General features: G+C 72.2%; 10 protein-coding genes. 7 read left to right on the forward strand and 3 right to left on the reverse strand.

Annotation, left to right across the window (positions count from 1 at the left end):
- Positions 1 to 77 precede the first annotated feature (77 nt).
- Genes C2865_RS20965 through atzF form a run of 4 tightly spaced genes read left to right on the forward strand, consistent with a single transcriptional unit; the run spans position 78 to position 6,688 of the window.
- Positions 78 to 902, forward strand: coding sequence for an urea amidolyase associated protein UAAP1 (locus C2865_RS20965; RefSeq protein ID WP_106400240.1), 825 nt, complete (start codon positions 78 to 80; stop codon positions 900 to 902).
- Entirely contained in the window at positions 899 to 1,504 is a 606-nt protein-coding gene (locus C2865_RS20970) for an urea amidolyase associated protein UAAP2 (protein ID WP_106400241.1), read from the forward strand. Before C2865_RS20965 ends, C2865_RS20970 begins: the two co-directional genes overlap by 4 nt.
- Entirely contained in the window at positions 1,501 to 5,046 is a 3,546-nt protein-coding gene (uca, locus tag C2865_RS20975; protein WP_106400242.1) for an urea carboxylase, read from the forward strand. The genes C2865_RS20970 and uca overlap by 4 nt, the downstream gene beginning before the upstream one ends.
- A gap of 16 nt (positions 5,047 to 5,062) precedes the next feature.
- Positions 5,063 to 6,688: an allophanate hydrolase gene (gene atzF / locus C2865_RS20980; protein WP_106400243.1), complete on the forward strand. Its 1,626-nt coding sequence runs from the start codon at positions 5,063 to 5,065 to the stop codon at positions 6,686 to 6,688.
- Positions 6,689 to 6,694: 6 nt separating this feature from the next.
- Here atzF and C2865_RS20985 read toward each other — a convergent pair whose 3' ends face one another.
- Entirely contained in the window at positions 6,695 to 7,297 is a 603-nt protein-coding gene (locus C2865_RS20985) for a response regulator transcription factor (protein WP_106400244.1), read from the reverse strand.
- Positions 7,294 to 8,505 carry a sensor histidine kinase gene (locus tag C2865_RS20990; protein ID WP_106400245.1) on the reverse strand — a complete coding sequence of 404 codons (1,212 nt, stop codon included), beginning with the start codon at positions 8,503 to 8,505 and terminating at the stop codon, positions 7,294 to 7,296. The genes C2865_RS20985 and C2865_RS20990 overlap by 4 nt, the downstream gene beginning before the upstream one ends.
- A gap of 172 nt (positions 8,506 to 8,677) precedes the next feature.
- Between C2865_RS20990 and C2865_RS20995 the strand changes: the two genes are divergently transcribed.
- Entirely contained in the window at positions 8,678 to 9,106 is a 429-nt protein-coding gene (locus C2865_RS20995; RefSeq protein WP_106400246.1) for a hypothetical protein, read from the forward strand.
- Positions 9,099 to 9,650 carry a hypothetical protein gene (locus tag C2865_RS21000; protein ID WP_106400247.1) on the forward strand — a complete coding sequence of 184 codons (552 nt, stop codon included), beginning with the start codon at positions 9,099 to 9,101 and terminating at the stop codon, positions 9,648 to 9,650. Before C2865_RS20995 ends, C2865_RS21000 begins: the two co-directional genes overlap by 8 nt.
- A gap of 143 nt (positions 9,651 to 9,793) precedes the next feature.
- Here C2865_RS21000 and C2865_RS21005 read toward each other — a convergent pair whose 3' ends face one another.
- Positions 9,794 to 11,017 carry an oxygenase MpaB family protein gene (locus C2865_RS21005; protein WP_106400248.1) on the reverse strand — a complete coding sequence of 408 codons (1,224 nt, stop codon included), beginning with the start codon at positions 11,015 to 11,017 and terminating at the stop codon, positions 9,794 to 9,796.
- 171 nt (positions 11,018 to 11,188) lie between these two features.
- On the opposite strand from C2865_RS21005, the gene C2865_RS21010 reads away from it, so the two are divergent.
- The gene (locus tag C2865_RS21010) at positions 11,189 to 11,869 is read left to right on the forward strand and encodes a TetR/AcrR family transcriptional regulator (protein WP_106400249.1); all 681 of its coding nucleotides are present in this window, start codon (positions 11,189 to 11,191) and stop codon (positions 11,867 to 11,869) included.
- Positions 11,870 to 11,918: the final 49 nt, after the last annotated feature.

Below are 11,918 nucleotides of genomic sequence, written 5' to 3' on the forward strand. Positions count from 1 at the left end.
GCGGCGGCAACGTCCGTGAATCCGCCCCGGCCTAATTTCTGTCAAGCGACAGAAAAACGTCTCGAGGAGGTCTGGCCATGTCGACGGCGACGACGTACGGAGCGCGGGACCACGCCCGCGCCCAGGAGGGGACCAGCGTCGAGGCCATGCCGGTGGTGCCCGCCGCCGCATGGCCGGACCCGCCCCGCGAGGCCGGTCCGCTGGTGTGGGCGGAGACCGTGGCGGGCGGCGGCTACACGCACAAGGTGCTCGCCCGCGGCACCGAGCTGCGGCTGACGGACGTGCGCGGCGACGCCTGCGCCCACCTGCTGCTGTTCGTCGCGGACCGGCCCTGGGAGCGGCTCAACACCGCCGACACCGTCAAGGTGCAGTGGAACGCCTACCTGGGCGAGGGGAATCTGCTCCTGTCCGACCAGGGACGGGTGCTGGCGTCCATCGTCGCCGACACCTCCGGACGGCACGACGCGCTGTGCGGCACCTCCACCCTCGTGCGCAACACCGAACGGTACGGCGACGGGACGCCGCAGTCCGCGTCCCCGGCGGGCCGGGAACTGCTCAAACTGGCCGCCCTCAAGAACGGGCTGGAGCCCCGCGACCTCCCGCCTTCGATCTCCTTCTTCCAGGGCGTGGAGGTCCAGGAGGACGGCTCCTTGAAGTTCACCGGCTCGGCGGGACCCGGTGCCGCCGTGACCCTGCGCGCCGAGCAGGACCTCACCGTGCTCATCGCCAACGTCCCGCACCCCGTCGACCCCCGGCCGGAGTACGCCAGCACCCCGCTGGAGGCGCTCGCCTGGAAGTCACGTCCGACCGGACCCGACGACGCGCTGTGGAACGCCGCCCCGGAGGGCCGCCGCGCCTTCCTCAACACCGCCGAATTCCGCACCGCAAGGGGGCTCGCATGACCACCACGACCGTTCCCGCCAGGGCCGCCTGGTCCGCCGTCGTCCCTGCGGGCCACCTGCTCACCATCACCGACCTGCACGGCAACCAGGCCGTGGACTGCCTGGTGTACGACGCACACGACACCGCCGTCCGCTACAGCGCCCCCGACACCATCCACGCCCAGGGGAACATCTTCCTGACCACGGGCTCCGTCCTGCTCTCCAACGAGCACACCCCGCTGATGACCGTCGTCGAGGACACCTGCGGCCGCCACGACACCGTTGGAGGCGCCTGCTCCAAGGAGTCCAACACCCTGCGCTACGGCCACCACACCTGGTCGCAGCACGCCTGCGTGGACAACTTCCTCGCCGAAGGAGCGCGTCACGGCCTCGGCAAACGCGACCTGGTGTCGAACATCAACTGGTACATGAACGTTCCCGTCGAGCAGGACGGCACGCTCGGCATCGTGGACGGCATCTCCGCCCCCGGCCTGAAGGTCGTCCTGCGTGCGGAGACCGACGTCCTCGTCCTGGTGTCCAACTGTCCGCAGATCAACAACCCCTGCAACGGCTTCGAGCCGACCCCCGTCCAGATGACGATCGGCGATGGGACGGCCGCATGAAACCCGCCTTCGACACCCTGCTGATCGCCAACCGGGGCGAGATCGCCGTCCGGATCATCCGTACCGCCCGTCGGCTCGGGCTGCGCACGGTCGCGGTCTTCTCCGACCCGGACCGCACGAGCGAGCACGTACGGCTGGCGGATGAGGCGGTACGGCTGGGCCCGGCGCCCGCCAAGGAGTCGTACCTGGACGTGGAACTGGTCCTCAAGGCCGCCGCGGCGACCGGCGCCGGGGCGATCCACCCGGGATACGGGTTCCTGTCCGAGGACGCGGAGTTCGCGCGGCGCTGCGAGGAAGCGGGAATCGTCTTCGTCGGCCCCACGCCCGAGCAGCTCGAGCTGTTCGGCGCCAAGCACACCGCCCGCGCGGCGGCCGAGGCCGCGGGCGTGCCCCTCGCCCCCGGCACCGGCCTGCTGCCCGACCTCTCCGCCGCGCTGGAAGAGGCCGTCCGCATCGGCTATCCGGTGATGCTGAAGGCCACCGGAGGCGGCGGCGGTATCGGGATGCGGGCCTGCCGCGGGCCAGAGGAACTGGCCGACGCGTGGGAGCAGGTGCAGCGGGTCGCCGCCGCGTCGTTCTCCTCCGCCGGGGTCTTCCTGGAACGGCTCGTCGAGCACGCCCGCCACGTCGAAGTGCAGGTCTTCGGCGACGGCGCGGGCCGGGTCGTCGCCTTCGGCGACCGCGACTGCTCGTTGCAGCGCCGCAACCAGAAGGTCGTCGAGGAGGCGCCCGCGCCGGGCCTGCCGGACCGCGTCCGCAAGGAACTGGCCGACGCGGCACGGAGCCTGTGCGCCTCGGTGGGCTACCGCTCCGCCGGAACGGTGGAGTTCGTGTACGACGCCGCCCGCGAGGAGGCGTACTTCCTGGAGGTCAACACCCGGCTGCAGGTGGAGCACCCGGTCACCGAGGAGATCTACGGCGTCGACCTCGTGGAGTGGATGCTGCGCCTCGCCCAGGGGGAGGCGGCGGTCGTCCGCGAGCCCGGCGCCCCGCGCGGCCACGCCGTGGAGGCCCGCGTCTACGCCGAGGACCCTTCCCGCGACCACCGCCCCAGCGCGGGCCTGCTGACGCGGGTCTCCTTTCCCCCGGACGTCCGCGTCGACTCCTGGGTGGAGACCGGCACGGAGGTGACCACCGCCTACGACCCGATGCTGGCCAAGGTCATCGCGTACGGCGAGGACCGCGCGGAGGCGCTGAGCCGGCTGGACGCCGCGCTCGCCGCGACCCGCGTCGACGGCATCGAGACCAACCTGGGCCTGGTGCGGGCCGCGCTCGCCGACCCCGAGGTGCGGGCGGCCCGGCACTCCACCGCCACCCTGGCCTCGGTCACGGACCCCACCCCGCGCGTCGAGGTCGTCTCGGGCGGCACCCTCACCACCGTCCAGGACTGGCCGGGCCGGACCGGCCACTGGCAGGTCGGCGTCCCGCCCTGCGGCCCCATGGACGACCTGTCGTTCCGGCTCGGCAACCGGGCGCTGGGCAACGACGAGGGCGCGCCCGGCCTGGAATGCACCCTCCAGGGGCCCGGGCTGCGCTTCACCCGCGAGACGACGGTGTGCGTCACCGGGGCCCCGGCGCCGGTGAGCGTGGACGGAGTCGCTGTTTCACAGTGGGAGCCGGTGACGGTCCCCGCCGGGGCCACGCTCCGGATCGGGGCCCCCGACGAGTTCGGCCTGCGCACCTACGTGCTGTTCGCGGGCGGCGGGCTGGACGTGCCGGACTTCCTCGGCAGCGCCTCCACCTTCACCCTGGGGCGCTTCGGCGGCCACGGCGGTCGTGCTCTGCGCACGGGCGACGTGCTGCACGGCGGGACGGCCGGGCACGCGGGCCGTCCGGTGCCGCAAGCCGACCGGCCCGTGTTCGGCCGGGAGTGGGAGGTCGGAGCGGTCGAGGGCCCGCACGCCGCGCCCGAGTTCTTCACCGAGGACGACATCCGCGACTTCTACGCCGCCGACTGGAAGGTCCACTTCAACTCGGCCCGCACGGGCGTGCGCCTGGTCGGTCCCAAGCCGCGCTGGGCCCGCAAGGACGGCGGCGAAGCCGGGCTGCACCCGTCCAACATCCACGACACGCCGTACTCGGTGGGCGCGGTCGACTACACCGGGGACATGCCGGTGCTGCTCGGCCCCGACGGCCCCTCGCTGGGCGGCTTCGTCTGTCCGGCGACGATCGCCAAGGGCCAGCGGTGGAAGCTCGGCCAGCTGAGGCCGGGGGACTCCGTCAGGTTCGTCCCGCTGACCGTGGACGCGGCGGACGCCCTGCGCCGTACGCCCCAGGTGCGTCCCCTGGCGGACCGGACGGAGATCGCGGACGGCGGGGTGCTGGCCCGGCAGGGGGACGTGACGTACCGGCGCAGCGGAGACGACAACCTGCTGGTCGAGTTCGGGCGGATGGAGCTGGACCTGGCACTGCGGATGCGGGTGCACGCGCTGATGGAAGCGGTGGTGGCGGCCGAACTGCAGGGCGTCACCGACCTGACTCCCGGCATACGCTCCCTGCAGATCCAGATCGATCCGGACGTCCTGCCGCAGAAGGAGTTGCTGGCGGCCGTACGCCGCATCGAGGGCGCTCTTCCGCCCACCGACGAACTGGTCGTGCCGTCCCGGACGGTTCACCTTCCGCTGTCCTGGGACGACCCGGCGACCCGCGAAGCCATCGCCCGGTACATGGCCGGGGTGCGAGACGACGCCCCCTGGTGCCCCTGGAACATCGAATTCATCCGCCGCGTCAACGGCCTCGAGTCCGTCGAGGACGTCTTCCGCACGGTCTTCGACGCCGAATACCTCGTTCTCGGCCTGGGTGACGTCTACCTGGGCGCACCCGTGGCCACGCCTCTCGACCCCCGCCATCGCCTCGTCACCACGAAGTACAACCCGGCCCGGACCTGGACGGCGGAGAACTCCGTCGGTATCGGTGGCGCGTACCTGTGCATCTACGGCATGGAAGGGCCCGGCGGATACCAGTTCGTCGGCCGCACCACACAGGTCTGGTCGAGCTGGAAGCGGGAGGGCGTCCCCTGGCTGCTCCGCTTCTTCGACCGCATCAAGTGGTACGAGGTCGGGCCGGACGAGCTCCTGGAGCTCCGCGCCGACATGGCCGCCGGACGGTTCACCCCCCGCATCGAAGAAGGAACCTTCGCCCTCGCCGACTATCAGCGCTTCCTGGACGAGAACGCCACGTCGATAGCCGACTTCCGTGCTCTCCAGGCCGCAGCCTTCGGCACGGAACGGGACGCCTGGGAGGCTTCGGGTGAGTTCGCCCGTGCCGAGGCGGCGGCCGAACCGGTGGCCGCACCCGAGGAGATCACCGTCCCGCCCGGCGGACGGCTCGTGGAAGCCGAGTTCGCGGCCTCCGTCTGGCAGGTGTCCGTCTCCGCCGGGGACACCGTCACGGCGGGCCAGCGGCTTCTCGTACTGGAGGCGATGAAGATGGAAGCGCCGGTCCACGCGCCGAGCGACGGCGTCGTCGCCGAGGTCCTCACCAAGCCCGGAGCCCAGATCGAGTCCGGAACCCCGCTGATCGTCCTGGCCCCGCCCGCGTAGGAAGGCATCCGCACCGATGACCGAACGTTTTCTCGCCCGCGTCCGCGCCGCCTACGAGCGCATCTCGACGGTCGACCGCCCCGAGATCTGGATCGACCTCCGCCCTCGAGCCGACGTCGAGGCGGAGATCGCCGGGATCGACCCTGCGCTTCCCCTCGCCGGACGGCTGCTCGCCGTCAAGGGAAACATCGACGTCGCCGGACTCCCGACCACCGCTGGCTGTCCCTCCTACGCGTACGAACCGGCCCGGGACGCCCCGGCGGTCGCCCGCCTCCGCGCGGCGGGCGCCGTCGTCATCGGCACCACGAACCTTGACCAGTTCGCCACCGGCCTGGTCGGCACCCGCTCGCCGTACGGGGCCGTGCGCAACGCCGTCGACCCGTCCCGCATCAGCGGCGGATCGAGTTCCGGTTCCGCCGTCGCCGTGGCGCTCGGCATCGCCGACCTGGCCCTCGGCACCGACACCGCGGGTTCCGGCCGCGTCCCGGCGGCCTTCAACGGCATCGTCGGCCTGAAACCGACACGGGGCCTGGTCCCCACCGAGGGCGTCGTCCCGGCCTGCGCGAGCCTCGACTGCGTGACGGTCTTCGCCCGCACCCTCCCCGAAGCCGAACAGGCCCTCGCCCACCTGGCCGCCGGCACCATCGTGCCGCCGCCCCGCGAGCCGGGCCCGTGGCGGATCGCCGTCCCCGGCCTCTCCCAGCTCGGCGAGCTGGACGAAGGCTGGGCCGAGGCGTTCCAGAACGCCGCCGCCCGGCTGGAGGCGGCCGGAGCCCGCCTCCAGTCCGTGGACCTCGCCCCGTTCACCGAGGCCGCCGCGATGCTCTACGAGGGCGCCTTCGTCGCCGAGCGCTACACCGCCGTCGGAGAGTTCATCGACAAGCGGGCAGGACACGGCGATCTGGACCCGACCGTGGCCGGGATCATCGGCCGCGCCCGCGACATCCCGGCCCACCGCCTCTTCAGCGACCAGGACGAGCTGGCCGCCCTGCGCTCCCGCGCCCTCGCCGCGCTCGGCGACGCGGACGCCCTGCTGCTGCCCACCGCTCCCGGCCACCCCACCCTCGCCGAAGTGGCCGCCGACCCCTTGGGAGCCAACGCCCGCCTGGGCCGGTTCACGAACTCCACGAACCTCTTCGACCTCGCCGCGGTGGCCGCCCCCGCCGGAACGACCGGGGGCCTGCCCTTCGGCGTGATGCTGATCGGCCCCGCCCACACCGACGACCGCCTCGCCCGGATCGCCGCGCTCCTCACCCCGCCCGCCCGCGTGGCCGTCGTCGGCGCCCACCTGACGGGCCAGCCCCTCAACTCCCAGCTCCTCGCCCTGGGCGCCCGGTTCTCCCAGGCGACCGCCACCGCACCCCGCTACCGCCTGTACGCGCTGCCCACCACCCCGCCCAAGCCCGGCCTGGTACGCGTCCGCGAAGACGGCGCCGCCATCGAGGCCGAGGTGTGGGACCTGCCGCCGGAGGGTTTGGGCGGCCTGCTCGCCGCCCTCCCCCACCCCATGGCCCTCGGCAGCGTGGAACTGGCCGACGGCAGCCGCGTCCCGGGCTTCCTCTGCGAGCCCTCCGCCCTGCACGGGGCCGCGGACATCACCTCGTACGGCGGCTGGCGGGCCTATCTCCGCGACCGCGGCTGACGCCCGTCAGATCCAGCCCTCCTCCCAGGCGCGGTGGGCGGCGGCGTGGCGCGAGGAGGCGTTCAGTTTGGCCATGGCCGCGGACAGGTAGTTGCGCACGGTGCCGGGGGCCAGGTGGACCTGCGCGGCGATCTCGTTGACCGAGGCGCCCGTCCGCGACACGCGCAGGACCTCGAGCTCCCGGTCGGTGAGGGGGCAGTCGTCCTCGGTCAGGGCGGAGGCGGCGATGTCGGGGTCGACGTAGCGCCGTCCGGCGGCGACGTCGCGGATGATCTCGGCGAGCCGGGCGGCGGACGTGGTCTTGGGCACGAAACCGCTGACGCCCGCGGCGAGGGCGCGGCGGAGCACGCCGGGACGTGCGTGGCGGGTGACCAGGACGATCCTGACCGGGGACGCGGAGCGGATCTCCTCGGCGGCGCGCAGGCCGTCGGCGGGCGGCATCTCCAGGTCGAGCACGGCGATGTCGGGGCGGTGCTCGCGCGCCAGCCGCACCGCGTCGGTGGAGGTCGAGGCCTCGGCGACGACCTCCAGGTCGTCCTCCAACGCCAGCAGCGCCGCCAGCGCGCTGCGCAGGAGGTCCTCGTCGTCGGCGATCAGCAACCGGATCATTCCGCTCCCGCCGTGCCGGCCGGCAGCGACGCGACGACCTCGAACCAGCCGTCCTCGCTCCGCCATTCGAGTGTTCCCTCGGCGTTCCGCAGGCGCTCCGCCAGCACGGCGAGCCCCGTTCCCGAACCCCGTGACGGCGAGCCGGCCGCGCCGTCGTTGCCGACGCGCAGCAGAGCCCGGCCGTCCTCCACCCGGTAGGCGATGTGCGCGCGGGCCGCCTCGCTGTGGCGCAGGACGTTGGTGGTCGCCTCGCGCATCACCAGCCCCAGCAGGTGGCGGCCGGTCTCGGAGAGGTCCTGCGCGGTGCCGGCGGCCCGGTCGATGCTCGTGCGGATCTCGGCGGACGCCAGCACCTTGGCCGCGTTGGAGAGCTCCTCCTCCAACGTGGTGCGCCGGTATCCCTGCGCCACGGCACGGGTGTCGCGGAGCGCTTCAGCGGACAGTTCCCGCACCTCCCGCATCTCCGCGGCGGCCCGCGACGGATCGGTCTCCGCCAGCCGCGCCGCGAGCTCGCTCTTGAGGGCGATGACCTGCAGGTGATGGCCCTGGATGTCGTGGAGGTCCGCCGCGAACCGCAACCGCTCCTCCTTGACCGCCAGCTCGGCGGCCAGCCGCCCGGCGGTGTTCAGCCGTTCGGCGACGTCCCAGCCCCACAACATGCCCAGCACCGTCCACGAGGTGAACGCGACCAGCCCGACCGGCTCGAGGACGGGGGACGGCCCTTCCACGTCCGCGGAGACGAAGCCGACGATCCCGCCGATGACGGCGGCCGCGACCACCGCGGCGGCGACCAGCACACGCCGTCGCGCCGGAGGCAGGAACGTCGCCGCGACCGCGACCATCATCGCCGGAGCCAGCGACCACACCCGGTGCTCGTGGACGGCCAGCGCGACCGCCCCGAGCACGCCCGCCGCCGCGCTCCCGGCCGCGAGCCACCCGACCGGCGGACGGCCGTCCCGCGGGCGCACGGCTCGCGGACCGCCGGACGCGGAGGCCAACCGGATCCGGAGCGACACCACGATCGCCGTGACGAGCACGGCGAGCGCGGCGGCGCTGAGCGTCCTGGCCCAGCCGGGCACGCCCTGGTCCAGGGTCCGGCCGCCCACGGCGAGCACCAGGAAGAACACGAGGGTCCCGGTGAGGCTCCACCACGTGTAGCGGCGGAAACCGCCCAGGCCGCTCCCGCGCTCCCTCGATCCGTCGTCCACACGGCCATTGTGTCCGCCCGCCGCCGCATACGGGCCCCGTCGGCCATCCGATGACAAATGTCATGAGAGGCCATGACATGCCCACGCCCGCAGGTGCTCTTCCGTCACTACTGCGCGTACCGGCCCTGGCGCAGTCTGAACGCACCACCCGCTCCGGCACAGGAGGGCGACGATGCCGAACACCACCACTGGCCACGACCACCCCACGGGGAGATGGCGCCACTTCTTCCGCCACTACCTCGAGATGATCGCCGCGATGCTCGTCGGCATGGCGGTCTTCGGAGCCCTCGTCCGCGGCGCCCTGGTCCTCGTGGGCCTGGAGTTCCCGGCGGACCGCCCCGAACTGACCCTCCTGGAGATGTCCTTCGACATGACGGCGGGCATGACCCTCTGGATGCGCTACCGCGGCCACGGCTGGCCCGCCACCCTCGAGATGGCCGCCTCCATGATCGTTCCCGCCCTCGTCCTGCTGCCGTTCCTGTGGCTGGACATGCTCACGGGCGACACGGCGATGCTCCTGGAACACGTGCTGATGCTCCCGCTCATGCTCCTGGTGATGCTCCGCCGCCGCGAAGAGTACGGAGCCCCCGCCCATGCTTGACCTCGCCGCTCGCTTCTGGCCCTTCGTCCTGGCCGCGGTCGCGGCGGTGTCCATGCCGACCGAGGACCCCTCGGCCGAGACGGCGGCCCTCGCCAACGTCCTCCTCCTGCTGCCCCTGGTCTACCTCATGGTCGCCAAGGCGGGCCGGCGCAAGGCGACCTGGCCGGTCCTCCTGCTCCTCACCGGCGTCTACGTGCTCCTGAGAGAACTCGACGTGGTGCCCCCTTCCGTCGTCTTCACCGGAACGGCACTGGCCGTCCTCCTGTGGGGCGCGCTCGACGGAGAACTGCGCAATTCCCGTACCTTCCGTATCCAGGCGTTCGGAATGCTCGCCTTCGGCGCACTCGCCCTGACCGCCCTCCTCGTGGAACCCGCTTTGGGCCGCCACCTGGTCGCCGCGGGCTGGTTCCTCCACGGCTTCTGGGATTTCGCCCACCTCAGAAAGGACGCCGTCGTCGCCCGCTCCTACGCGAAATGGTGCGGCACCCTCGACATCCTGGTCGCGGCCCAGCTCGTCCTCCTGCCGTGGATCGTCTCCGGCTGAGGCCCGGACGCAAAGGCCGCGGGCTCGGAATCCAGGGGACTCCGAGCCCGCGGCGGGCTTGTGGACGGGGGATCAGGGGGCCGGGGCAGGAGTTCCTCCGTCTGCGCGGGGCGGGTCGCCGGAACGGGGAGGGGGTCCGCCGGTCAGGGGTAGTTCGGGTTGTTGGCCACGGGGATCTCGATGCTGATCTCCTTGGCCTCGGAGACGTAGAGCAGCACGAACTTGCGGATGAACTCGTCGAGGGTCCAGTAGGCCGCCGGCGCCAGCGGGAAGGGGAGCAGCCCTTCGCGGACGGCGATGAACGGCATCCAGGCCGTCTCGAGGATCCCGGTGAAGACCGGGGTCCTGGGGAGCTTCAGCCATCCGGCGATCTCGTCGCCGAGCAGGAAGCGCGTGAACGCGGTGAGGACGGGCCTGCTCAGGACGGTGCCGTCGAGCTGGGCTCCGAGGTCGAGGAGGATGTCGGCCAGCTTGATGCCCTCGGGGGTGGGGGCGAGCACGGCGTCCAGGGACTGCTTGGCCTGGGACTCGGCCTCGGTCCAGGAGTCGGGGATGTACTCCTCCTTGATGCCGAGCATGTAGGCGGTCAGCTGCCACGAGTGCAGGAAGGCGTCGGCCTCGGCGGTGGGGATCGGCACCCTCCAGCCCTTCAGCTGGCGCATGACGGTCGTGGGCAGGCTGTGCCAGGTGACCATCATGTCCATCTGGCTGATCGGGATCTCCTCGTCGGCGACCTTGTCCCAGTGCGGGGACTTGGGCAGCAGGTGGCGCACCGCGGCGTGCACCAGGCGGGTCTTGACGCAGGTGACGATCATCTCGCCGTCGGCGGCGAAGGCGTTGCGGGTCCCGATGTCGTAACCGAGCTTGGCGGTCTTGGAGATGCGGTCCTTCATGTCCGCGCCGCCCTGCGAGTAGTAGACCGCGCGCGCCTCCTTGGGGATGACCGTGCTGATCATCCCGCTGGCGAAGCCGTAGAGGACGCCGAGGTAGAGTCCGCGCTTCTCGTTGAACCTGAAGGCGGTGGCGAGCTTGCCCTGGTCGGCCCACGACGGCAGCTTGCGGGCCTTCTCGATGAAGTTCTTCAGGTCGGCCGGGAGTCCGGCGGGCAGCGGCTGGCCGTTCTTGGTCCAGGTCCGCAGCAGCTGGTTGACCCGGGGCACGTCGCCCCGGTCGATCAGGGAGGCGACCAGCGGGTCGGCCTCGTCGTCCCACACCGTCCGCGGGTCGGCGCCGAGGCCCGCGCCCACGACCGACCCCTTGGGCGACCACGTCCACAGCGCCTGCGCGGGCGAGGCGGCGCCGAGCGCGCCGACGGCGCCCAGCGTTCCGCTCGCCAGCAGCAGGTCGCGCCTGCTTGGCTTCTCCATGCCTTGCTCCTCTTCGGGCCGAGAACGCCTTGGTGATATGATGAAACGCGATCTGCATCTGCGTATCATCGGTGGCGAACCCCATAACAGCACACCGTGACGGGCATCACAAGGCCTATTGTTGGACGTTGTCGGCGAGCGAGGCGGAAGCAGTCGTCCCAGGAGGAGAACATGGAACCCGCACTGCCCTTCCTCATGGCCAACCCGGGCCCGGAGTCGCTGCTCGAACGCGCCTACACCGACGCCGTCGAACGGGTCGAGGACATGGACGAGTCCCGTGTCCGCGTCCTCGACGCCGCCTACGAGCAGTTCTGCCGGATGGGCATCCAGCGCTCCACCATGGAGGACGTGGCCCGCCGCGCCGGCGTCTCGCGCATCACCGTCTACCGCCGTTTCTCCACCAAGGACGCCCTGATCGAACAGGTGGTGCGCCGGGAGTTCCGCCGCTACTTCGACCGCTTCCTCGAGGAGATCTCCCAGGCCGAGACCGTCGCCGACCGCGTGGTGCTGGGTTTCGTGAGCTCGCTGCGCGTGATCCGGGGCAACCCCCTGATCGGCGGCCTCATCGCCACCGAACCCGACCTGGTCGTCCCCTCCATGATCAGCGACGGCGGCCGCACCCTGGCCACCGTGCGCCAGTTCGTCGCCGGGCAGCTGCGCCACGAGCAGCGCGCGGGCACCGTCTCGGCCGACCTGGACGTCGACTTCGTCGCCGAGATGATGGTCCGCGTCTCCGCCTCCTTCCTGGCGATCCCCAGCCTCCTGCTCGACCTCGACGACGACGAGCAGCTCGCCGCCGTGGCCCGCCGCTTCCTCGTCCCCATGCTCCAGCCCCCGGCCGTGCCGGAGTGAACCGGGACGTTCCGTTCGGGCTCCGTCATGGTTTCGCCATGGTTGGGCA

Origin of the sequence: Actinocorallia populi (assembly GCF_002995495.1) — a bacterium.
GTDB classification, from domain to species: Bacteria; Actinomycetota; Actinomycetes; order Streptosporangiales; family Streptosporangiaceae; genus Actinocorallia; species Actinocorallia populi.